General features: G+C 48.6%; 22 protein-coding genes. 15 read left to right on the forward strand and 7 right to left on the reverse strand.

Annotated elements, in window-relative coordinates; genetic code table 11:
• Positions 1-74 precede the first annotated feature (74 nt).
• Positions 75-1,484, reverse strand: a complete 1,410-nt coding sequence (glnA, locus tag LRP49_RS20550; RefSeq protein WP_274144520.1) for a glutamate--ammonia ligase — start codon at positions 1,482-1,484, stop codon at positions 75-77.
• A 573-nt stretch (positions 1,485-2,057) separates the two neighbouring features.
• Between glnA and typA the strand changes: the two genes are divergently transcribed.
• On the forward strand, positions 2,058-3,887 hold the full coding sequence (typA, locus tag LRP49_RS20555; RefSeq protein ID WP_274144522.1) for a translational GTPase TypA: 1,830 nt from the start codon (positions 2,058-2,060) through the stop codon (positions 3,885-3,887).
• Between the two features lie 63 nt (positions 3,888-3,950).
• Here the strand turns inward: typA and LRP49_RS20560 are convergent, their stop codons facing one another.
• Both LRP49_RS20560 and LRP49_RS20565 read right to left on the reverse strand, forming a co-directional pair.
• Positions 3,951-4,199, reverse strand: a complete 249-nt coding sequence (locus LRP49_RS20560) for a GlsB/YeaQ/YmgE family stress response membrane protein (protein WP_274144524.1) — start codon at positions 4,197-4,199, stop codon at positions 3,951-3,953.
• Between the two features lie 124 nt (positions 4,200-4,323).
• Positions 4,324-4,959, reverse strand: coding sequence for a DUF2959 domain-containing protein (locus LRP49_RS20565; RefSeq protein WP_274144526.1), 636 nt, complete (start codon positions 4,957-4,959; stop codon positions 4,324-4,326).
• A 95-nt stretch (positions 4,960-5,054) separates the two neighbouring features.
• On the opposite strand from LRP49_RS20565, the gene LRP49_RS20570 reads away from it, so the two are divergent.
• From LRP49_RS20570 to LRP49_RS20580, 3 genes are read left to right on the forward strand one after another with little or no spacing between them, the layout of a single operon-like run.
• Complete coding sequence (locus tag LRP49_RS20570) at positions 5,055-5,948, forward strand: virulence factor BrkB family protein (RefSeq protein WP_274144528.1); 894 nt, start codon at positions 5,055-5,057, stop codon at positions 5,946-5,948.
• 21 nt (positions 5,949-5,969) lie between these two features.
• On the forward strand, positions 5,970-6,404 hold the full coding sequence (dtd, locus tag LRP49_RS20575; RefSeq protein ID WP_274144529.1) for a D-aminoacyl-tRNA deacylase: 435 nt from the start codon (positions 5,970-5,972) through the stop codon (positions 6,402-6,404).
• A 38-nt stretch (positions 6,405-6,442) separates the two neighbouring features.
• Positions 6,443-7,387 (forward strand): bifunctional GNAT family N-acetyltransferase/hotdog fold thioesterase, encoded by a 945-nt coding sequence (locus LRP49_RS20580; RefSeq protein WP_274144531.1) that lies wholly within the window; start codon positions 6,443-6,445, stop codon positions 7,385-7,387.
• Positions 7,388-7,395: 8 nt separating this feature from the next.
• On the opposite strand, the gene LRP49_RS20585 is transcribed toward LRP49_RS20580, so the two are convergent.
• The 4 genes from LRP49_RS20585 to hslR all read right to left on the reverse strand — a co-directional run bounded on the left by LRP49_RS20585 (position 7,396) and on the right by hslR (position 12,746).
• Positions 7,396-9,273, reverse strand: coding sequence for an AsmA family protein (locus tag LRP49_RS20585; protein WP_274144533.1), 1,878 nt, complete (start codon positions 9,271-9,273; stop codon positions 7,396-7,398).
• 225 nt (positions 9,274-9,498) lie between these two features.
• Positions 9,499-11,127: a phosphoenolpyruvate carboxykinase (ATP) gene (gene pckA / locus LRP49_RS20590; RefSeq protein ID WP_274144534.1), complete on the reverse strand. Its 1,629-nt coding sequence runs from the start codon at positions 11,125-11,127 to the stop codon at positions 9,499-9,501.
• A 311-nt stretch (positions 11,128-11,438) separates the two neighbouring features.
• Positions 11,439-12,317, reverse strand: coding sequence for an Hsp33 family molecular chaperone HslO (hslO, locus tag LRP49_RS20595; RefSeq protein ID WP_274144535.1), 879 nt, complete (start codon positions 12,315-12,317; stop codon positions 11,439-11,441).
• Positions 12,318-12,335: 18 nt separating this feature from the next.
• The gene (gene hslR, locus LRP49_RS20600) at positions 12,336-12,746 is read right to left on the reverse strand and encodes a ribosome-associated heat shock protein Hsp15 (protein ID WP_274144537.1); all 411 of its coding nucleotides are present in this window, start codon (positions 12,744-12,746) and stop codon (positions 12,336-12,338) included.
• Between the two features lie 268 nt (positions 12,747-13,014).
• On the opposite strand from hslR, the gene gspC reads away from it, so the two are divergent.
• The 11 genes from gspC to LRP49_RS20655 are packed head-to-tail and all read left to right on the forward strand — an operon-like array spanning position 13,015 to position 23,439.
• The gene (gspC, locus tag LRP49_RS20605; RefSeq protein ID WP_274144539.1) at positions 13,015-13,923 is read left to right on the forward strand and encodes a type II secretion system protein GspC; all 909 of its coding nucleotides are present in this window, start codon (positions 13,015-13,017) and stop codon (positions 13,921-13,923) included.
• A gap of 24 nt (positions 13,924-13,947) precedes the next feature.
• Entirely contained in the window at positions 13,948-15,966 is a 2,019-nt protein-coding gene (gene gspD / locus LRP49_RS20610) for a type II secretion system secretin GspD (RefSeq protein WP_274144541.1), read from the forward strand.
• 7 nt (positions 15,967-15,973) lie between these two features.
• Positions 15,974-17,509, forward strand: a complete 1,536-nt coding sequence (gene gspE, locus LRP49_RS20615; protein ID WP_274144543.1) for a type II secretion system ATPase GspE — start codon at positions 15,974-15,976, stop codon at positions 17,507-17,509.
• The gene (gene gspF / locus LRP49_RS20620) at positions 17,509-18,729 is read left to right on the forward strand and encodes a type II secretion system inner membrane protein GspF (protein ID WP_274144545.1); all 1,221 of its coding nucleotides are present in this window, start codon (positions 17,509-17,511) and stop codon (positions 18,727-18,729) included. Before gspE ends, gspF begins: the two co-directional genes overlap by 1 nt.
• A 42-nt stretch (positions 18,730-18,771) precedes the next feature.
• Positions 18,772-19,209: a type II secretion system major pseudopilin GspG gene (gspG, locus tag LRP49_RS20625; RefSeq protein WP_274144547.1), complete on the forward strand. Its 438-nt coding sequence runs from the start codon at positions 18,772-18,774 to the stop codon at positions 19,207-19,209.
• 3 nt (positions 19,210-19,212) lie between these two features.
• The gene (gene gspH / locus LRP49_RS20630) at positions 19,213-19,773 is read left to right on the forward strand and encodes a type II secretion system minor pseudopilin GspH (RefSeq protein ID WP_274144549.1); all 561 of its coding nucleotides are present in this window, start codon (positions 19,213-19,215) and stop codon (positions 19,771-19,773) included.
• Positions 19,770-20,132 carry a type II secretion system minor pseudopilin GspI gene (gene gspI / locus LRP49_RS20635; protein ID WP_274144551.1) on the forward strand — a complete coding sequence of 121 codons (363 nt, stop codon included), beginning with the start codon at positions 19,770-19,772 and terminating at the stop codon, positions 20,130-20,132. Before gspH ends, gspI begins: the two co-directional genes overlap by 4 nt.
• Positions 20,116-20,763: a type II secretion system minor pseudopilin GspJ gene (gene gspJ / locus LRP49_RS20640; protein WP_274144553.1), complete on the forward strand. Its 648-nt coding sequence runs from the start codon at positions 20,116-20,118 to the stop codon at positions 20,761-20,763. Before gspI ends, gspJ begins: the two co-directional genes overlap by 17 nt.
• Entirely contained in the window at positions 20,760-21,782 is a 1,023-nt protein-coding gene (gene gspK / locus LRP49_RS20645) for a type II secretion system minor pseudopilin GspK (protein ID WP_274144555.1), read from the forward strand. The genes gspJ and gspK overlap by 4 nt, the downstream gene beginning before the upstream one ends.
• Positions 21,754-22,953, forward strand: coding sequence for a type II secretion system protein GspL (gene gspL / locus LRP49_RS20650; protein WP_274144557.1), 1,200 nt, complete (start codon positions 21,754-21,756; stop codon positions 22,951-22,953). The genes gspK and gspL overlap by 29 nt, the downstream gene beginning before the upstream one ends.
• Positions 22,954-23,439, forward strand: a complete 486-nt coding sequence (locus LRP49_RS20655) for a type II secretion system protein M (RefSeq protein WP_274144558.1) — start codon at positions 22,954-22,956, stop codon at positions 23,437-23,439.
• Position 23,440 lies beyond the last annotated feature (1 nt).

Genomic DNA, 23,440 nt, shown 5'->3' on the forward strand with positions numbered 1-23,440 from the left:
AAACGTTTGTACCACAATAGAAAAAGGGCTCGCTTGTGAGCGAGCCCTTTGATTTCCGAGCAACCCGGCAAGAATTACACTGAGTAGTACAGTTCAAATTCCAGTGGGTGAGTTGTCATGTTCACTTTCTCAACGTCTTGAGATTTCAGATCGATATAAGAATCGATGAAATCGTCAGAGAATACGCCGCCAGCTGTCAGGAACGCACGGTCTTCATCCAGTGCTTTCAGTGCAACTTCCAGTGACTCTGCAACTTTTGGAATCTCAGCCGCTTCTTCAGCTGGCAGATCGTACAAGTCTTTATCCATTGCATCGCCAGGGTGGATCTTGTTCTTAATACCGTCAAGACCTGCCATCAGCAGTGATGCAAACGCCAAGTATGGGTTTGCTGCTGGATCTGGGAAGCGCGCTTCGATACGACGTGCTTTCGGGCTTGGTACCACAGGGATACGGATAGAAGCAGAACGGTTACGCGCTGAGTAAGCCAGCATAACAGGTGCTTCAAAGCCTGGTACAAGACGCTTGTACGAGTTAGTTGATGGGTTAGCAAAGGCGTTGATAGCACGTGCGTGCTTGATGATACCGCCGATGTAGAACAGAGCAGTTTCAGACAGGCCGCCGTACTTGTCACCTGCGAACAGGTTTTGGCCATCTTTCGCCAGTGATTGGTGAACGTGCATACCAGAACCGTTGTCGCCAACCAGTGGTTTAGGCATGAAAGTCGCTGTCTTACCGAATGCGTGAGCAACGTTATGAACAACGTACTTGTAGATTTGGATTTCATCCGCTTTGGTGGTCAGGGTGTTGAAACGCGTTGCGATTTCGTTCTGACCTGCAGTTGCTACTTCGTGGTGGTGTGCTTCAACAACCAGACCCATCTCTTCCATTACCAGACACATTGCTGAACGGATATCTTGTGATGAATCAACAGGAGCTACTGGGAAGTAACCACCTTTCACGCCTGGACGGTGACCTTTGTTACCGCCTTCGAAAGAAGAACCGCTGTTCCAGCTCGCTTCTACGTCATCAATTTTGTAGAAAGAGCCTGACATGTCAGTGTTGAACTTCACGTCGTCAAACAGGAAGAACTCTGGCTCTGGACCAACAAGAACGGTGTCTGCAATACCAGTAGCGCGCATGTAGTCTTCTGCACGTTTCGCGATTGAGCGTGGGTCACGGTCGTAACCTTGCATTGTTGCTGGCTCAAGGATGTCACAGCGGATGTTCAGCGTGCTGTCTTCAGTAAATGGGTCCAGCACAACAGAAGATGCGTCTGGCATCATTACCATGTCTGATTCGTTAATGCCTTTCCAGCCCGCGACAGAAGAGCCATCGAACATTTTGCCATCTTCAAAAAAGTCTGCGTCAATTTGGTGCGCAGGGATTGAGATGTGCTGCTCTTTACCTTTGGTGTCGGTGAAGCGCAAGTCAACAAATTTAACTTCGTGCTCTTGGATTAGGGCGAGTACGTTTTCTACTGACATGTGAATAAACCTCCGGTGTCATTGTTCTCTAAAATGGCGAAGTGGCTTAGGTGCGCCCCACCAAAAATGGTCTGAACTTCCTAAAGCGAAAACCGTGCCAAGTTTTAAATTCCCGTAAATACCTATGTTTAGGCGACTTAGTGCCACAAGAGTGACAAGTTGTGCTCACTTTTGGTGCGCGTCCGCACCATTATGGTGCAAGGAAGGATTGCGTCCTTATCGGAACCATTCAGCAGCGGTTACTGATTGTTGTCAATCAATGATGTCTGTGTTTTGAGATGGGTTGCTTGAGCTGTGATCTCGATCGGAGTCCTATGTTTTGCCTTCATGTGGCGCGAGAATTGCCCGCGGATAAGAAAAAATGGGGGTATCCACCCTTTTTTTAAACGCCTTAGAGTGTGTCATCGATAAGGCTAAACGAATATAAATCGATCATAGGTCACATAGTTCGTGGGTTTTGAGTAAAAATCTGTTAAATTACGGCCGTTTTTTTAATCAAGTGGCGGTGAGTGCCTCATCTACTAATAGATGGTGGCTTTTGACGGCACATCTTTTTTGAGTGAAAGAGAACCCATGTCTACCTTACAGATAGATAAACTAAGAAACATCGCGATCATCGCGCACGTTGACCACGGCAAAACTACCTTGGTTGATAAACTGCTTCAGCAGTCTGGCACCTTGGAAACCCGTGGCGAGCACGAAGAACGCGTCATGGACTCGAACGACATCGAGAAAGAGCGTGGCATTACCATTCTGGCGAAGAACACCGCTATTAACTGGAATGACTACCGTATCAACATCGTAGATACCCCAGGACACGCCGACTTCGGTGGTGAAGTAGAGCGTATCATGTCGATGGTTGATTCAGTTCTGCTGATCGTTGATGCGGTTGACGGCCCTATGCCGCAAACCCGTTTCGTAACGCAAAAAGCGTTTGCTCACGGTTTGAAACCAATCGTTGTTATCAACAAAATCGACCGTCCTGGCGCGCGTCCTGACTGGGTTATGGATCAGGTATTTGACCTGTTTGACAACCTGGGTGCAACTGACGAGCAGCTAGACTTCCAAGTGGTTTACGCATCAGCACTGAACGGTTGGGCGACACTGGAAGAAGGCGAAACTGGCGAGAACATGGAACCTCTGTTCCAAGCTGTTGTAGACAACGTGTCTGCACCACAAGTTGACGCAACCGGTTCGCTGCAAATGCAAATCTCTCAGCTAGATTACAGCTCATACGTTGGTGTTATCGGTGTAGGCCGTGTAACACGTGGCTCTGTGAAGCCAAACCAACAAGTGACTGTTATCGGTGCTGACGGTAAAACCCGTAACGGTAAAGTAGGTTCAGTTCTAGGTTACCTAGGTCTTGAGCGTCACGATGTTGAACTGGCTAATGCTGGTGATATCGTTGCAATCACAGGTCTTGGTGAGCTGAAAATCTCTGACACCATCTGTGACGTAAACGCAGTTGAAGCACTTCCAGCTCTGTCTGTTGATGAGCCAACTGTTACCATGACTTTCCAGGTGAACACCTCTCCGTTCGCTGGTAAAGAAGGTAAGTTCGTTACTTCACGTAACATCCTTGAGCGTCTGCAGAAAGAGTTGGTTCACAACGTTGCTCTGCGCGTTGAAGAAACGGGTGACCCGGATCGTTTCCGTGTATCAGGTCGTGGTGAGCTTCACCTGTCTATCCTGATCGAAAACATGCGTCGTGAAGGCTTCGAGCTGGCGGTTTCTCGCCCTGAAGTAATCATCAAAGAAATCGACGGTGAGAAACAAGAGCCGTTTGAAACTGTAACCATCGACGTTGTTGAAGAAAACCAAGGCGGCGTAATGGAGAAAATCGGTCTTCGTAAAGGCGAATTGACTGACATGTCTCCAGACGGTAAAGGCCGTGTGCGCATGGACTTCATCATGCCTTCTCGTGGCCTGATCGGTTTCCAAACTGAGTTCATGACTCTGACTTCAGGTTCAGGTCTGATTTACCACACGTTCGATCACTACGGTCCAATGAAGCCTGGCGTTATCGGCCAGCGTAACAACGGCGTACTGATTTCTAATGCAACAGGTAAAGCACTGACTTACGCACTGTTCAACCTGCAAGAGCGCGGCCGTCTGTTTACTGAGCACGCTGATGAAGTGTACGAAGGTCAGGTAATCGGTATTCACAACCGTTCAAACGACCTGACAGTTAACTGTCTGAAAGGTAAGCAGCTGACTAACGTTCGTGCATCTGGTACGGATGAAGCACAGGTTCTGAGCCCAGCAATCAAGTACACCCTTGAGCAAGCTCTAGAGTTCATCGATGACGACGAACTGGTAGAAGTAACACCAGTTAGCATCCGTATTCGTAAGAAACTGCTGACTGAAAACGACCGTAAGCGCGCTAGCCGTGGTGCTAAATAAGCGTTAGGTTCGTAACAAATAAGAAAGCCTCCCAATCGGGAGGCTTTTTTTTTATGGAAATCGTTATTTCGCGACTTTGTTATAGATAAATAGCAGGATAAGTGCGCCCACCGTCGCCATAATGATGCTGCCGATGCTTAAGCCGCCAGTAGTGCCAATGCCAATCAAGGTACTGACCCAACCACCGACAACGGCACCTGCGATGCCCAGCAGCGTTGTCATGATGAATCCGCCACCGTCTTTCCCAGGCATGATCCACTTCGCCAGAATACCAGCCAGAAGCCCAAGAATGATCCAGGAAATAATGCTCATGTGTTCTCCTCCAGGTTGAGAGACGGAAATACTCCGTTGAATGCAGGCTTTTTTGCCTGCCAAAACCTTAAAGGAATTTGTCTCACATGATGCGTTTCAACCATGAGAAATTAGTGAGACTTTCTTAGCTCTTTAGTGTGGCTAAAAAACGGTCCGACTCTGCAATGGCGGCTTTCATATCTTTGATTGCTCTGTTGATTTCTTGCTCTAATCCGGCAAACTCACCTTTTAATGCGCCTATCGCAGCCGCATTTAAATTGTGTTTAAGATACAGGGCATTATCGCGGAGCGTGTCTAAAACGGGTTCCATTTTGCTTTCTGCCTTCTTCATCGCAGACAGCATTTGGTTGTAACTGCGCTCGGTTTCTTTGAGTTTACGCTCGCTTTCACGGCGAAGTTTGGCACTGGAGTAGAGAGACAGTTCTTCTTGCCACTCATCAAAAAGGGCGTCAGAAACGTCTTCGACTGCACCAATACGCTCACGCACATTTTCGACGGCAGCTTCACTTTCTTCGTACTGATCGTTGATGGTGTTATACATGGTTTCCAGTTCGCCACCATCAAAATGGGTCAACGCCGTGAGTGATTCCAGTGCACTGGTGAACTGCTCACTGGCTTCTTGTTGAGCGTCCGATGCCGCTTCGACACGATCGGCCATGATGTCGCGTTTATGAATGCCGACTTTTTCCATCGTGGCATAGTAAGCGGACTGGCACCCAGAGAGTGCAAAAATGAGAAACAGCGAGGAGAGAAGTCGCACGGTAAGCTCCTTGAAACATTGGTGAATACCCAAACCACCAGAAACCTGCACCTCGAGTTTGTTTGGGTATATGATAACTTTCTTAACAAAAAACTATGGTTGAAGCTGTGGAACGACTCAAGCTTTCTTTGCTCAGGATGGGACATATCCTGTTTGCTTTTTCAAAACACCTCGTATTACGTGTGAATCACGATCGGTTGACGGTTAGTGCTGGGTACATGGCCTACGTGACGTTATTGTCGTTGGTGCCGTTGATAACAGTGCTTTTGTCTGCCTTGTCTATCTTTCCAACCTTTGCTGGCGCGGGGGAGCAGATAAAGTACTTCGTGCTGCATAACTTTGTTCCCGCATCGAGCGAGGTACTCGAGCAGTATCTCAATGAGTTTGTGGCCAATGCAGGCAAAATGACAGCGGTAGGCGTTGGGTTTCTTTTTGTGGTGGCGTTGATGCTGATCTCTGCCATTGATACGAGCCTGAACTACATATGGCGCGTTAAGCACAAACGTGCACCTGTGATTTCATTTTCAATTTACTGGATGGTGCTGACGCTGGGACCTGTCATGGTAGGGACCAGTATCGGTGTTAGCTCTTACCTTGGTTCGCTGAACCTTCTGAACGTTGAAGGCAGTGAGATGTGGGCACCGACCCTACTTCGCGCGTTGCCGTTTACGTTAACGACATTAGCATTTTTTGGTTTATACACACTGGTGCCCAATCGCCGCGTAGTGATATGGCATGCGTTAACGGGTGCTGTCTTTGCTAGCTTGTTGTTTGAATTCAGTAAGAAGGGCTTTTCTATCTATGTCGCGAAGTTTCCATCTTACGAGCTGATATATGGCGCGTTGGCAGTTATTCCCCTTTTATTTGTGTGGGTCTATCTCAGCTGGTGTATTGTCCTGTTGGGAGCAGAAGTTACTGCATCTCTCGGTGAGAAAAACCTATGGAACGCCTCTGAGAGCGACGTACCTAGCCTGCCTATTGATAATTAAGATGATAAAGAAGGAGCTGATATGATTGCGCTTATACAGCGAGTCAGTGAAGCCAATGTCGTGGTTGACGGCAAGGTTGTTGGTGAAATTGGTAAAGGTTTACTGGTATTGCTGGGCGTAGAAAAAGGCGATGATGATAAAAAAGCACATCGTTTGCATGAGAAAGTTCTCGGATACCGAATTTTTGGTGACGAGAATGACAAGATGAACCTCAACGTGCAGCAAGCAGGAGGCGAGGTGCTGGTGGTGTCTCAGTTTACGCTGGCAGCGGACACAAACAAAGGCATGCGCCCGAGCTTTAATGGTGCACCTCCTGCAGAAGCAGATCGCCTTTACAACGTATTCTCACAACATTGTCGCGACAGCGGCGTGCGCACAGAAAACGGTGTATTCGCGGCAGATATGAAGGTGAGCCTGGTCAATGATGGCCCGGTGACGTTCTGGCTTCAGGTTTAACATAGAAAACGATTTCGGCTCACAGGGAGAAGAGCAGCATGTTTCGATTGGTGACGCCAACGAAAGACAATGAACTTCAGGCATACTACCACTTTCGTTGGAAGATGCTGCGTGAGCCGTGGCGTCAACCTGAAGGATCTGAGCGCGATGCTTATGACGTCGGCTCTCATCACAGGATGATTATTGATGCCAAAGGCGACCCGATCGCCGTTGGTCGTCTCTATATCAGTCCCGACAATGATGGCCAAATCCGCTATATGGCCGTAGCACCTCAATATCGAGGGCGTGGTCTAGGAGCACTCATTCTGATGGCTCTGGAGTCACTCGCTCGCCAGGAAGGAGCTAAACGCTTAGTGTGTAACTCTCGCGAAGACGCGATTGGTTTCTATGGCGGAAACGGCTTTGTTAACCAAGGTGAATTGAGTGAAGAGCGCGGCCCTGTGCGCCATCAACAGATGCTCAAACCACTCGACCCCATGTCTGATGTCGTTCGTCGCCCTGAATGGTGTCAGGAGCTGCAGCATCGCTGGCAGCAACAGATCCCTATCAGTGACAAGATGGGTGTGCGGATTTCCCAGTTCACGGGTTATCGCTTTGAAGTGGCGGCTTTGCTCAATGCAAATCTCAACCCTCACCAATCCATGTTTGCTGGTAGTGTCTTTAGCATGGCAACGCTAGCAGGATGGGGCATGGTGTGGCTGATGATGAAAGAACGTCAATTGTCGGCGAGTATTGTCTTGGCAGACAGCCACATTCGCTATGGACGGCCAGTCACTGAGCGTCCTCGTGCCGCGGTGTCTTTGGACAATTTAAGCGGCGATCTCGATCGTTTAGCAAGCGGCCGAAAAGCGCGCGTAAAAATGGAAGTGACCATTTTTAGCGGCGATGATGTCGCCGGTACCTTTGTTGGGACCTATGTATTGCTACCTGAAGCCCAAGATGATGCCGATGAATCACAAGCCCAAACGTTACTCTTTGGCTAGTCCATTCGCTATTTAGACAATCGTAAATCGGCATCGCCCGAGACTAAATCCCAATTTCCCGACAGGCGTAGACGCTGTGTGTTTTCTTTTATAGGCACAGCAGGCAGCGAAATGCGCCCGCGATCGGCATTCAGAGTAATAACACCCGTTGCAAGTGGCCGTTGGTTTTTCTGTTGTGTATCGGAGTGGTGATGCAGTGCACTCAGTACACTTTGTGACAAGGATTGTCCCTCTTCAGAGTGCAGCCAAAGCCGGTGTGGTGTCGCTGTCAACTCGCCACTCAGGCTATAGGCAAAACTGTCTTCGTTATCTGCTAACCCGGATAGGGTCATCTCGATATCATGTTCGCCATTGATGTTAAGCGGCAACCCAAGCCATCGTGTATAGAGATCATTTGGAATGCTTAGGCCGCTTGCGGTAAATTGCCAAGGTAGACTTGGGCGTGACAAATCAATCTGTGCCTTAGCCGAGAGTTGTCCTTGAAGAAAGGAAAGAGAAATTGGGTCTATTTGCCACTTTCCCGCGTCGCTTGTCATGGAAAAATAGGGCGACGAAATCGGAATGCGGTTAATGCTGGCACTGGCCGCGCTGGCGGACAATTTGCCTTGCCAAAGACCAGGATGCCCCGCTTGCTTGAGAATGATGTCTTGCCCACGAAGGTTTAACCCAATGGCCTGCAGGGGAAATTGCTTGTCTAAATGCTGCAGTTGGGTGTGCTTAACGGTAACGTTGTTCAGCTGAATATCATCCAGCGACTGCAGGATGCTCAGTGAAGATTGGAATATGGGGTCTTCAGCATCGAGATTTAGCCCTGCAACAACAAGGTTATCGACTAAGAGTGATGACGCATTGAGCGAGCCAGAAAACGAAAAGAACCCATTGTCATCAATTTTGGTTGAAAACGCGTTTACATCGAGGTTGTTATCGTTAAGTGCCACGTCCGACAAGATATCTGTCATGACCCAGTCTTTATAGCGCAGCAAACTCGCGTTGAAAGAGATAAGGGCGTTAGTATCTGGCAGTAAAAGCTCTCCTTGCTTTAGGGCCAGATCTTGTATTGAGGCGTTTAGATGCTCGATGGTGACGTTGTCAAAAGAGGCACTGATATCGAGCAGGTCGAAACGGCGAATCGCTACCTCATTGTCTTTTGCGAAATCTTTTCCCTGCTTGATGATGCGGTTGAGCGATTCAGAATATTCAAGCCGAGCATCACTGAGTGTGAGCTGATGGAACAACCATTGATGCGAGTCGGAAAGGGTTGCACTGCCAGTGATATTGCCCCATGAACTGTTAAACGAGATCCCCCATATCTCCCAGCCGTCTTTAGCTCTCTCGCTATCAAGCAGTACGTTGCTAACGGGCAAGCCGTCCACTTCTACAGAAGCCGAGGAAAACAAAAACTGGCCTCTCCAGTCTCCCCAGGATGCAGTGCTGTTAGTCCAGTCGGTTAATTGAATGGCCGCGTCTTTAAAAGACATTGATGGGCCAGAATAGTTTATAGAATCCAACGCCACATGCTTGATGGCCAATGTAGTGGGCAACGCGTCGTGCACTCTATCGGTAAAGTCCGCCCCTTTAATGACCAAACTATTCAGGGTGTAGTCTCCTAAAAGCGAAGACAGAGGTGCTAGCGTTATGCTGACTGAATCAGCCTGAAAGTCCTTTTGTGCGGATTCGCGTTGAGCGTGACGCAAGGAGGGCGCATCAAACGTTAGCGAAAAAGGCTGAGTAATGTCGTAGTGAAGCTTTTCTGCGGTCAGCGTGTAAGAAGAGAAAGTACTGATGGTGTGTTTTACCATCGTCAATCCATATTGCGTATGGAGAAGAGCGACGAGGGTCAATAGAGCCACAGCGACAACAATGAATACGGATGCAAACAACTTCATGAGCAATCGCATGGCGAGTCAGTCTCTCTTAATCCCCTGTATGAGCACTGCATTAGGGCGACTCAAACAAAGCATCGAATAAAGGAATAGGGGCTTCAGCCCCTTGTTTACTTGAGGTTGGCGTAAAAAACACCATTATTCAAGAAGTAAACGAGGAGTGCGTGATGCTAGATAAAGAAAAGCCCCCAGATGGGGGCTTTGTCGTTGTTATAGCACTCGATGAAATTACAGCTGAGGACCGGCTTTAACCAGTGCTTGGCCTTCTGCAGTGTCTGTGTATTTCTCAAAGTTCTTCACGAAGCGTTGAGCCAGATCTTCTGCTTTGCTTTCCCACTGAAGTGGGTCAACGTAGGTGTCGCGTGGGTCAAGGATTTCTGGGTCAACACCAGGCAGTTTGCATGGGACTTCCAGATTGAACACAGGAATGTGTTTGGTCTCTGCTGTTTCAATCGAGCCATCTAGAATGGCATCGATGATCGCGCGGGTATCTTTGATAGAGATACGCTTGCCTGAACCATTCCAACCGGTATTAACGAGGTACGCTTCTGCGCCAACCGCTTCCATACGCTTAACCAGTACTTCTGCATACTTGGTTGGGTGCAGCGTCAGGAACGCATTACCAAAACACGCAGAGAAGGTTGGTGTTGGCTCGGTGATACCACGCTCAGTACCTGCCAGCTTCGCAGTGAAGCCTGATAGGAAGTGGTACTTAGTCTGCTCAGGAGTCAGTTTAGAAACCGGAGGCAGCACACCGAATGCGTCAGCAGACAAGAAGATTACTTTGTTTGCGTGGCCGCCTTTAGACACAGGCTTAACGATGTTTTCGATGTGGTAGATAGGGTAAGAAACACGGGTGTTTTCAGTCTTAGAGCCGTCATCGAAATCGATAGAACCATCGTTACGAACTGTCACGTTTTCTAGCAGCGCATCGCGGCGGATTGCGTTGTAGATGTCTGGCTCAGCTTCTTTAGACAGTTTGATGGTTTTCGCGTAACAACCGCCTTCGAAGTTGAACACGCCGTTGTCATCCCAGCCGTGCTCATCGTCACCGATCAGCGCGCGTTTAGGGTCAGTAGACAGCGTGGTTTTACCAGTGCCGGATAGACCGAAGAAGACAGCAACGTCACCTTCTTTACCCATGTTTGCAGAACAGTGCATAGATGCAATGTCTTTCAGCGGAAGGAAGTAGTTCATCATTGCGAACATACCTTTCTTCATTTCGCCGCCGTACCAAGTGCCGCCAATTAACTGCATGCGCTCAGTCAGGTTAAAGACCGTGAAGTTTTCAGAGTTCAGACCGTGCTCTTCCCACTTCTCGTTGACACATTTCGCACCGTTCATCACCACGAAATCAGGTTCGAAGCTTTCCAGCTCTTCTTCTGTTGGACGAATGAACATGTTTTTCACGAAGTGCGCTTGCCACGCAACTTCAGTCACAACACGAATGCTTAGGCGGGTATCAGGGTTTGCACCACAGTAACCGTCAATCACAAACAGGCGTTTGCCAGACAGTTGAGCAGTAACAAGGGCTTTGAGATCATCCCAAACGTGTTGGTCGATTGGCTTATTATCGTTTTTGCCTTGATCCGACCACCACATGGTGTCGCGGGTAGTATCGTCGCGCACAATGTATTTGTCTTTCGGTGAGCGACCAGTAAAGATGCCAGTGTCTACAGAGACTGCACCTAACTCGGTAACAGTACCTCTTTCGTAGCCTTCTAACTCTGGTTTGGTTTCTTCTGTGAAAAGTTGTTCATATGTAGGGTTACGAACAATCTCTTTTACATTGAAAAGACCGTGCTTTGACAAATCCATATTATTTGCAACCTTTTTCTCGACGTTCATGACAGTCATAGGTGCTCCTTGGGTAAGATGTAATTAACTGTCGTCCATGCTAGCAACCTGAACTGGGCAATTCAGGGATTCAATTCAAAAAATAACCACAAACAAATTAAGGGAATGTAATTCTCTTTTCCGTTGTGTCTTTTTAATATTACCGCCTTGTTGCGCACTTGTGCCACACTATATCGGTTATTATTTGTACAAAATTAAGCAGTTATAATTCAGCGTAGCTTTTGTGGGAAAATTGGGCAAATAAATAAAAAAAACCGGCACAGAGGCCGGTTTTTGTGGGTTTTTTGACCGTTATTTAATAAAGAAAATTATTAATGTACGGTGTCAGAAGCTGGACCGTTTTGTTCGTAAATTGATGAAATATCAACAGAATCGAACTCATAGTCAGTGCCGCAGTAATCACAGTGAAGTTTGATGTTTCCGGTCTCTTCGACCATTTTTTCAATTTCTTGGCGTTCGATGGCAGCAATCGCTGATGCGCTGCGCTCGCGGGAGCATGAACACTTAAATGTGACGGTTTTTGGTTCGTACACTTTTACATTTTCTTGGTGATACAAACGATATAACACTTCTTCAGCGTCCAATTTGAACAGTTCTTCGCTCTTAACTGTCTCTGTCAACTGCGCTAAATGATCGAAATCTTGTTCATTATTGCCAAGACCATCTGGCAAAATTTGAAGCAGCATACCTGCGGCTTTATCTTGACCATCTGCATCACCCGTTCGAAGCCATAGACGTGTCTTCAATTGCTCTGAGCGCGCAAAGTAATCTTCTAAGCAAGCTTCAAGTGTGTCAGCTTCTAAACCAACAATGCCTTGGTAACGTTCACCTTTCTCAGGTTCAATAGTGATCACAATGTGACCATTCCCCATCAACTCTGGCAGTGTGCCTTCACTTGGGAGGCTGTCGTTCCAACGTGCGGTGCCGCGAAGCACTTGGTTGTGGTTACCGTTAATAACCACCAATGAAACCGGACCATCACCTTGAAGTTGAACGGTAATGCTACCTTCAAACTTCAACGTCGCGGTTAGCAGGCTTGTTGCTGTCATTAGTTCGCCCAACAGGCGTTTTACAGGTGCAGGGTAGTCCTTGCTTCCTGTGAGCTGTTGGAAAGAGTCAGAAAGTTGAACCAGTTCGCCGCGTACTGAAACGCCATCGAACAAGTAACGGTGCAGACTATCTTGTGCCATGGGATAACTTCTCCGGCGTTAATCGTTACTGTTTCTAAATTTTATAATATCGCGTCGCTGCTTTTTGTCAGGACGACGATCTGGGCTTGGGTTGTGAGCGTGAAGCTGACGTTCGATACTGCGCTGTTCTCGACGTGTCAGACTTTCGTTCGTCTCTTTGTAGAGCGTTTGGGCTTCGGGGGCTCCTCGGCGATGCTCACTAAGCTTTTCGATGATCACGATTTTTTCGTCAAATCCAAGTCTCAGTTTAATTTCAGCACCGACTTCGACAATCTTGCTCGGCTTTGAACGTTGGCCGTTGTAGTGCACTTTACCGCCATCGATCATGTTTCTGGCGATGGTGCGCGTTTTATAAAAGCGTGCAGCCCAAAGCCATTTATCTAGCCTTACTTGCAAATTTTGGTCGTTTTTTTCGTGTTTGGAGCCCACTAAACACCTCTCTACCGTATGGTGGCTAAACTTATCACGTTTGCTTAATACGATCAGCATCACAATTAGGGGTCTTATATGGTGCTTTACCGTCTAACTTTCAAGCTGAATTGGAATTATTAACCCAAAAATAGGCTCCTACTTATCGGCAAGTGCCCAGAAAAAGGGTAAATTGAAGAGTCGATCAACTGAAGATTTTTTATAGATATAAACTTCAGTTATCAGCTGAATGACTTTGGAAATGTCGGCTTATAAAAACAGGAACAGCATGTCTTCGAATTTTGGGATATCGCGCTTGGCACATTTTGCGCAACCACAACTAGGGAAAGAGTTTCATACCCGTCTGGCAAAGTGGGTGGCTTGCCTGTTGATTTTGTTTCTGGCTTGGACGCTAGGTCGACTTGTTTGGGTGTGGTTTGAACCCACTATTGATCAGGTTGGCACGCAACCTCAAGCTGTCGTCACTGCATCCAGTACCGCACCTGCTTATCACGTCGATCAGCTCGCCCGTCATCAATTCTTTGGTGAATTTAACGCGAAAGTCGCCCCTGTGGAGCCAAAACCTCAGCCTGTTGTTGAGGCACCAAAAACCAAGCTTAATTTGACCTTGGTAGGCTTGGTTGCAAGCTCTGAACCAGAACGAGGCCTCGCTGTTATCGCCAACCGCGGTTCACAGAAAACCTACGGTATTGGTGAGCCGATTGAAGGCACCCGCGTTACCCTCAGACAAGTGCTGAATGACCGCGTTATATTACGAAACAATGGCCGCGATGAAGCATTGATGCTTGCGGGTGTTGATTACAACCAGCCAAATCAGCAGAACAAACGCCCAGTGAAGCAAGCCCCAGCGCAACAACGCGCTTCTGCAGGTTCCGACCTAAGCTCTGTGAAAGCAGAGATCATGAATAACCCTCAGGCTTTGTTGAAATATATCACCTTGTCTCGTGAGCAAAATGAGTCCGGTCTGATTGGTTATCGACTAGGTCCGGGTAGCGACAGTCGCTTGTTTAAGGACGCTGGACTTCAAACGGGAGACATTGCTGTGGGCATCAATGGTGCGGATTTAACCAATCCTGCAGAGATGAATCGTATCTGGCAAAGCTTGTCGGATGCGTCTGAAATTAGCCTAACCGTCCAACGTGATGGTCAGTTGCACGAAATCTATATCAGTCTGTAATTAAGACTGGAGACGGAGAATACAGTGAAAAACGGTAAGAAACGGAATGCTTGGCTAATCGCTGGCGTACTTGCCATGCAGAGTGCAGGAGCTTGGGCGGCGGAATTTAGCGCAAGTTTCAAAGGCACTGACATGCAAGAGTTTATCGAAATTGTGGGACGCAATCTCGAGAAAACCATCATTGTTGATCCTGCCGTGCGCGGAAAGGTCAATGTGCGTAGCTATGACGTACTCAATGAAGAGCAGTACTACCAGTTTTTCCTTAACGTGCTCGAAGTCTATGGCTTTGCGGTTGTGGAAATGGAAAACGGTGTGCTGAAAGTGGTGCGTGACAAAGACGCCAAACAGTCAGCGATTCCAGTTGTCGGCAACAATTCGATTCAAGGCGATGCCATTATTACTCGCGTCGTGTCGGTAAAGAATGTGACCGTGCGTGAGCTGTCTCCGTTGCTTCGCCAGCTTATTGATAACGCCGGTGCCGGTAACGTTGTTCATTACGACCCTGCTAACGTGATTATGATTACGGGTAATGCTGCAGTAGTAAACCGTTTGGCCAATATCATTGAGCGCGTGGATCAGGCGGGCGATACGGAAGTTGAGATAGTTAACCTTAAGCATGCGTCTGCGTCTGAAATGGTGCGCATTGTTGAATCGTTGCACAAGCAAGCTGACGGAAAAAATGTTCCGGCATTGCTGCAACCGAGCTTTGTGGCAGATGAGCGTACTAACTCCGTTTTGATCTCTGGTGAACCTCAGGTTCGCGATCGTATTCGTAAATTGATTTCTCAACTCGACCGTGAAATGGCCACCATTGGTAATAACCGTGTGGTGTATCTGCGTTATGCAAAAGCGGAAGACGTTGTTGAAGTGCTTCAAGGTGTGTCAGAAAACCTGGTGGCAGAAAAGCAGGGCGGACAACGTCAAGCCAATGCGGCTGCATCTGGCGGGGATGTGAAAATTTCGGCGCATAAAGGTACAAACGCCTTAGTGATCACCGCGCCACCTGACATTATGCGCGCGCTGGAAAGCGTGATTGCACAGTTAGATATTCGCCGAGCGCAGGTTTTGATTGAAGCCATGATCGTGGAGATGTCGGAAAGCGACGGCGCGAACCTTGGCATTCAGTGGGGTTCACTGGATGGTGGTGGCATTCAGTTTGGTAATACTGGCGTGCCGATTACAAACTATCTGGCGGCGCAGGAAGAAGCGAAAGACACCACCACAACGGAGTCTCGTTTCGACAATAACAACAACTTGGTGCAAGTTCCGATCACGGAATCGGGTGACCCAACCGCTATCGCTGAAGTGCTTGGTGGCGTGAGCGGTCTAGCCGCCGCTATTGTCATGGGCGACTGGACGGCATTGGTTACCGCTGTGTCGACTAACAGTGATTCCAACATCTTGTCCTCACCGAGCTTGATGGTGCTTGATAACGAAGAAGCCTCTTTTATCGTGGGTGAGGAAGTGCCGGTTGTCACCGGTTCTGCGACGGGCTCGAACAATGACAACCCGTTCCAGACCGTGGAGCGTAAAGATGTGGGTATCAAGCTGAAAGTGACCCCGCAGATTAACGAAGGGGACTCTGTTCAGCTCAGTATCGAACAAGAGATCTCAAACGTATTGGGTGCCAGCGGTGCAGTCGATATTCGATTTGGTAAACGTCAGCTAACCACCTCCGTGTTGGCCGCGGACCAGCAAATGATTGTGCTCAGTGGTTTGATTGATGAGCAAACCAATGAGAGCGAGCAAAAAGTTCCACTATTAGGTGATATTCCTCTGTTAGGGCACCTATTTAAATCAACGTCGTCAGGTAAAACCAAGCGAAACCTGATGTTGTTTATTAAGCCAACCATCATTCGCACTGGATTGACGGCAGACGGCATCACACAGCGCAAGTACAACTACATCCGTGCAGAGCAGATTTACCGAGCGCAAGAAGAAGTGAAGTTGATGCCAGGTGTCACTACGCCTGTTCTACCTGAATACGGCGCGGATTTATCCATGCCAGCTGAAATCCGCGCAATCATGGCGGAATTGAGGTAATCGCAGTATGGATACGCAACTGACAGAGTCAGACATCGACATTGTGGCGGAGCTTGAACAGGATGTGCCATTGAGCACGACCCGATTGCCTTTTGGTTTTGCCAAACGTCATGGTGTGGTGGTTGAACGAACGGAGCAGGGTTACCTGCTCTATTACCGCGATCAACCTAAACCTGCAGTATTGGCGGAAGTAAGGCGTGTCTTAGGACACGCTTTTACGCCTATTAAGCTGTTGAGTGATGAGTTTGACCCTAAGCTAACCCAGCTCTATCAGCGTGACTCTTCTGAAGCGCAGCAATTGATGGAAGACATTGGTGCTGACAGTGATGATTTCTTTGCACTGGCCGAAGAGTTGCCACAAAGCGAAGATCTGCTTGAGTCGGAAGATGACGCACCAATTATCAAGCTCATCAACGCCATGCTAGGCGAGGCCATTAAAGAGACCGCCTCAGATATTCATATCGAAACGTTTGAAAAGAGCCTATCCATTCGCTTCCGTGTGGATGGTGTGCTGCGTGAGGTATTGAGTCCAAGCCGCAAGTTGGCCCCACTGTTGGTTTCGCGTATCAAAGTGATGGCGCGTCTTGATATCGCTGAAAAACGCGTTCCTCAGGATGGCCGTATTTCACTGCGTATTGGTGGTCGAGCGGTAGACGTGCGTGTATCGACAATGCCTTCTTCACACGGTGAACGTGTCGTACTGCGTCTATTAGATAAAAATGCGACTCAGCTGGACTTAGAAAGTTTGGGTATGACTCGCTCCGTGCATGATAACTTCCAGACACTTATTAAACGTCCTCACGGCATCTTGCTGGTTACCGGTCCAACGGGTTCAGGTAAGTCCACCACGCTGTATGCTGGCCTCACCGAACTGAACAGCTCTGAACGCAATATTCTGACTGTTGAAGACCCGATTGAATTTGATATCGACGGTATTGGTCAGACGCAGGTTAACACCAAAGTTGATATGACCTTTGCTCGTGGCCTTCGTGCCATCCTGCGCCAAGACCCGGATGTGGTGATGGTGGGTGAGATCCGTGATTTGGAAACTGCGCAAATTGCGGTACAAGCCTCGCTTACTGGTCACTTGGTGATGTCTACGCTGCACACCAATACGGCAGTGGGTGCCGTGACACGTCTTCGTGACATGGGCATTGAGCCGTTCTTGGTGTCGTCCTCTTTGTTGGGCGTATTGGCACAGCGATTGATCCGTACCTTGTGCCCTACCTGTAAAGAACCTTATGAAGCCGATGCGCAGAGTAAAGCATGGTTTGATATGGCAGACGATGAGCCGTTAACCCTCTATCGTGCGACAGGCTGTAAAGCGTGTAATCACAAAGGTTACCGTGGTCGAACCGGTATTCATGAATTACTGGTGGTTGATACTCAAGTTCAAGAGCTGATCCATAACGAAGCGGGTGAACAAGCCATTGAGCGTTACATCCGTCAAACGACGCCAAGTATCCGCACGGATGGCTTGTCTAAAGTACGCGCGGGCCAAACAACGCTTGAAGAAGTCTTGCGTGTGACGCGGGAGGGCTGATGGCGGCGTTTGAATACAAGGCGTTAAATGCCAAAGGACGAACAGTTAAAGGTGTCATTGAAGCGGATACTGCGCGTCAAGCGCGACAGATGCTTCGAGAAAAGTCACTGGTTCCAACAGAGATAGCACAGTCACATGAAAAAGAGCAGCAGACCCAATCTCAGTCTGTTGGCTTTAAACGCGGCATAAGTACCAGTGAGTTGGCTCTGTTAACCCGTCAATTGGCCACGCTGGTTCAGGCGTCAATGCCGCTTGAAGAGTGTATCAAAGCGGTGGCGGAACAATCAGAAAAGCAGCGTTTGAAAAACATGCTTACGGGTGTGCGAGCGCGTGTTGTTGAAGGTTATACCCTGGCAGACAGCTTAGGTGACTACCCGCATGTGTTTGACCAGTTGTTCCGCTCCATGGTTGCTGCAGGTGAAAAATCGGGCCACTTAGGCCCCGTGCTTGATCGGCTTGCGGATTATGTTGAAAACCGTCAAACAGTAAAAAACAAACTTATTCAGGCCATGGTTTATCCCATGGTATTGACGGTGGCGGCCATTGGTATTGTGGCTTTTTTGTTGGCAACGGTTGTCCCAGATATTGTGGGTCAGTTTGTGGATACCGGTACCGAGTTACCGGGAATGACGCAGGCCTTGCTTAGCATCAGTGACTTTGTGACCCAATGGGGTCTGCTCGTGCTGGCTGCCATCATTGCGTTAATTTTCACGGTGAAGAGCTTGCTGAAAAGCGAAAAGCGTCGATTAGCGTGGGATAGGCGTGTGCTGAGTTTGCCCGTCATAGGACGTGTGGCGAGGGGGCTGAATACCTCACGTTTCGCCCGAACTCTGTCGATTTGTACCTCCAGTGCAATTCCGCTACTCGATGGTATGCGTGTTTCAGCCAATGTTATGACGAACACGTGGGTGAAAACCAAAGTGCTTGAGGCGTCAGACCGAGTGCGCGAAGGATCAAGCCTGCGTGTTTCTTTGGAGAAGTCCAAGTTGTTTCCTCCCATGATGCTGCACATGATCGCCAGTGGTGAGCGAAGTGGGGAATTGGAGCCAATGCTGACCCGCGCGGCAGATAACCAAGACCGTGACTTTGAGTCACAAGTAAATATAGCACTGGGTATATTTGGCCCGGCTCTCATTATGATTATGGCGGGTATGGTGTTGTTCATCGTGTTAGCAACGCTTATGCCGATCATTCAACTTCAAAATGTTATGGGTGCATAACCTTAGTACGCTGCTTCGCAGCTTTTTTCAGGAGAGATAAACATGCAACGTCGTCAACAGGGTTTCACCCTGCTGGAAATCATGGTTGTTATTGTAATTTTGGGCGTGCTGGCAAGTTTCGTTGCACCTAACCTGCTAGGGAACGTCGACAAAGCCGATCAGCAAAAAGCCGTTACTGATATCAGCACCTTGGAAGGGGCGATGGATATGTACCGTTTGGACAACAGTGTGTACCCAACGACAGACCAAGGCCTTGATGCGCTAGTTAACAAGCCAAACAGTTCGCCAGAGCCGCGTAACTATCGTCAAGATGGTTATGTAAAACGCTTGCCACAAGACCCTTGGGGTAATGACTACCAATACCTGAATCCAGGTGAGCACGGCACCATTGATATCTTTACGTTAGGTGCAGATGGCCAAGAAGGTGGTGAGGGTATCAATCAGGATATCGGCAACTGGAATATGTTAGAGATCAATTGATCCATGATGAAAGGTAGGCGCCCGGCCGGGTTTACATTGCTGGAGATCATGCTGGTATTGCTAGTACTGGGTCTTAGCGCGGCATTTGTGGTGCCTAACCTTCCACAGAATAAGAGCGATGAGGTCAAAGAAGAAGCCGATCGCTTTTATCAGTTGGTTCAGCTTTGGACAGAACAAGCATTGATTTCGGGGCAGACGTTTGGGCTTCGTGTTGATGATGACAAGTATCAGTTGTTTAAGCTTACACCTGAGGACTGGGTGGAAGTAGACGCGCAGCGAACGAAAACCAACGTGACCATGCCCGAAGGCATTGGGTTGGATTTGGAGGTGACAGGCTTTGTGGATGAAGAAGATCGCCTATTTGATAGAGAAAGCCTGTTTGACGATGAGATGTTTGCCGAAGAAGAAGATAAACCCAAACCGCCACAGGTGGTTTTGATGGGGAACGGTGAAATTATTCCTTTCAGCCTGACGTTTCTTGATGGCAATACTCGCCTTTGGCAGGTAAAGGGGAACGATGTCGCAACATTTGAGTTGAAGTCACTCAATGAGGATAGAGAGTGAGAGCGTCTCGCGGCTTTACCCTGATTGAAGTGCTGGTGGCAATGGCGGTGTTCGCTGTTTCTGCGTTAGCCGTAATGAATGTGAGCAATCAGCAAGTTAATACGCTGAGTGTTCTTGAAGAAAAAACGATCGCGGCGTTGGTCGCAGATAACCAACTTGCTTTGCTGATGTTGGAGGACAAAGCTCCGTCTTCCGCGAAGAACGGCAAGTCGGAAATGGCTGGGCGCGAATGGTATTGGACGGTTAAGCCTATCGCGACGGAGCAGAAAACCCTGCGCGCGATAGACGTGATTGTATGGCACGACGAGCGTAAACAAAGTGCGCTGGCGACGGTGAGAACCTATGTCCCTGCGAACTAAACAGACAAAAGGCTTCACCCTGATAGAGGTACTCCTCGCGTTGGCAATATTCGGCATGATAGCGATCGGCGTGCAGCAAGTGTTCAGTGGTGTGGTAAAGAGCAACGAACAGACACAAGAAGCCAGCGAGTCACTAAAAACGTTGCAACGCGCACTCATAATTATGGATAGCGATTTTCGCCAAATGCTTGCGCGGCAATATCGCAACGGCGGTGAAGATGCGGAAGAAAAGCTGCTGGAGTTCAGTGAGAACTTACTGGACTCCGAATCGCTAGGCATTCGATTTGTTCGTGGCGGCTGGATTAACCCTCAACAGCTTTTTCCAAGAGGAGAAGTGGTGAAAGTGGGTTACCGCATACAGGATGACACCTTAGAGCGTATCCGCTGGATGTATCCGGATGACAGTTCTGCCAATGAACCTGCGGTGATGCCCATTATGGATGGCGTTACCGACCTTAGCGTTGAAGTGTTAGGCGAAGAATCGTGGGTGAAAAGCTGGGATACACCGCTAACAATGCCCAAAGCGATACGACTGAAGCTGGAAACTGAACGTTATGGCGAGTTGACCCGCATTTATATGTTACCCGCGCAGACGTTGGCAGCGGCTGGTTCCTCAGGGGTGACGCAATGATAAAGCGGTCATCTCTTCGTCGTCAGCACGGCGTTGCCTTGCTGGTGGTGTTGCTGTTTATGGCGTTGGCGACAACGGTTGCGGTAAGTATGGCGAACCGCATGTTCGTCAATTTCAACCGTGCAGAGAGCCAACTCCGTTATCAGCAAGCGTATTGGTATGCCCAATCGGTAGAGTCACTGGCGCGCTACGGGTTGGAAGAGAGCTTTGACAGTGAAGATACAGTAACCCTGAGTCAGCCGTGGGCAGTACGCGATCAGATTTACCCACTAGATGGTGGGCAAGCAAAGGGCAGTGTTTACGATCGGCAAGCGTGTTTTAACGTTAACGGTTTAAAAGATATAGAGCCCACAGAAAATGGGACGAATCCGTTTTTAGTCGTTGCTTTGCAGCAGCTTATTGAATCGCAAGATATCGATAGTTTTGAAGCAGAAACGGCGGCTGCAGCAACGTGGGAATATGTCGACAGCAATACGAACGTTCAGTCACAGCTCGGTGTTGAAGATAACGAATACGAGTCGAGAAGTATTCCACACGTGGCCCCAAATGGGTACATGGCAGATATATCAGAATGGCGCGCAGTCAATGGCGTGACACGTGAAATGTTTGACGCGGTTAGCCCGTTTTTGTGTGCACTGCCAAGCAACAACGTTAACGTAAACGTGAATACACTAGAAGAGAAAGATGCACCGATATTGAGTGCGTTATTTCACCCTAATTTGTCCGTTGATGAAGCGAAACAATTGATTAAAGAACGCGAACCGGTTGATGGTTGGAAAGATGTCACGAGCTTTTTGGCCGAGCCAATCTTATCTGACATCAGTGAAGATGACCGAGAAAAGTTCCAAAGTTACTTTGACGTTCGCAGCAGATATTTTGAATTGGATACAGAACTGACCCTCGACAGCACCACATTGAGATTGCGATCGCTGTTGAAAAGGGATGATGAAGGCGCGGTAAGTGTTATCCGTCGTCGATTTGGAGGAATGAGTGAGCGAGATCCTGACAGTAAGGCTTAATGGCGATCCTAATGAAGTGATCCCTTGGCTAGTGTGGTCTGCAAGTCAACAGGAAGTGATCGCCTCTGGCGAGGCGGAAAACCTGCTGCAACTTGCTGATTATGCGAAAGAGCGGGATGTTATAGCGTTGGCAGATTCTGCAGCTATCACAATGATGACCGTCACCATCCCCTCTGGCAGTGAGCGTCAGCTTGATGCGGTTCTACCGTATTTGCTTGAAGATGATTTAGCGCAGGACGTGGATGCACTTCATGTAACCTTGCTAAGTAAAACAGGGAATATCGCAAACGTTGCTGTGATAGCACACAGCGTAATGCAGCGATGGATGCAGGAGTTATCCGACGCTGGTTTGTCGGTGAGAAAGTGTATTCCTGACGCCCTGTGTCTGCCGCTTCAACAAGGTATTTCTGCTGCATGTCTTAACGACCGCTGGATCATGCGTTCATCAGAGACCGAAGGGTATTCGATTGAAGAGAGCTGGCTACCCATGTGGATGCGTGGCATCAATGACAGTCAGGATGGCGATGACATCTTGCCAGTTGTTAGCTATTCCGCGATGCCAGAAGATGCAGGCGATAACTGGGAGTGTGAACCCGCAGAGATGATCATGCTGCTGCTCGCGCAGGGTGCTCAGCAAAGCAGATATAACCTGTTGTCCGGGAAATACAAACCTCAAAACCAAATCTTAAAACATTTACGCCCTTGGCGTGGTGCTGCGATCGCGGCGGGTCTGCTTCTCGCTGTTTTAGGTGGGGAAAAGGTCGCGGATATCTACCAGATGGAAGCGCAAGCTGCCCAAATTCGTCAGCAAAGCGAAGCACGCGTGAGAGCATTGCTACCACAAAATCAACGTATCCCGACAACCAGTTATATGCGTAGGTTGCTTGAAAACGAAGTAGGCCGACTGTCAGGTGCAGGTGTACAAACTGGGGTCATGATTTGGTTGGCAGAAATTGGTCCCTTGATGGGGCGCGTGCCGACTATCGAGTTAGATTCGATGCGCTTTGACCAAGATCGCGGTGAGCTTCGACTAAATGCCAGAGGCAAGGACTTCAGTGATTTTGAGAAATTGCGTGAGGCATTTGCAGAAGAGTTCAATACCGAACTGGGACAATTGAGCCGAAATGAACAGAGCGTAACAGGCGCCTTTGTACTAAAAAAGGAACCGTAAATGAAAGCAGTTATCGCCTATTGGCAAAACCTGTCGCGCCGTGAACAACGACTCATGGCGGTGGCAACCGTGGCTCTGTTATTGGCAGGATTATATTGGGGGCTGATAAGCCCACTGCAGGCTCGCGCCGAGTTGGCCAAACAGCAACTTGCTAATGAAAAAAGCCTACTGACGTGGGTTAGCAGCAAAGGTGCAGAGATAGAAGCTTTGCGTGCGGTCAGCGGAAGTGGCGGTCAGGTGACCGCGCTGCCATTGAATCAATCAGTGACATCCAGCGTGAAGCGTTTCAATCTGGAAATTTTACGCCTTCAACCGCAACGCGAAGAATTACAAGTGTGGTTAAAGCCGATGCCTTTCAATACCTTGATTCGCTGGCTAGATTTTCTATCTAAAACCCATGGCGTTGAAGTCAAGTTCATCGATTTGGGTAAAACCGATACGCAAGGCATGGTCGAAATCAAGCGTCTTCAATTAGGACGAGGATAGT

Origin of the sequence: Enterovibrio qingdaonensis, assembly GCF_028683135.1 — a bacterium.
Taxonomy (GTDB): domain Bacteria; phylum Pseudomonadota; class Gammaproteobacteria; order Enterobacterales; family Vibrionaceae; genus Enterovibrio; species Enterovibrio qingdaonensis.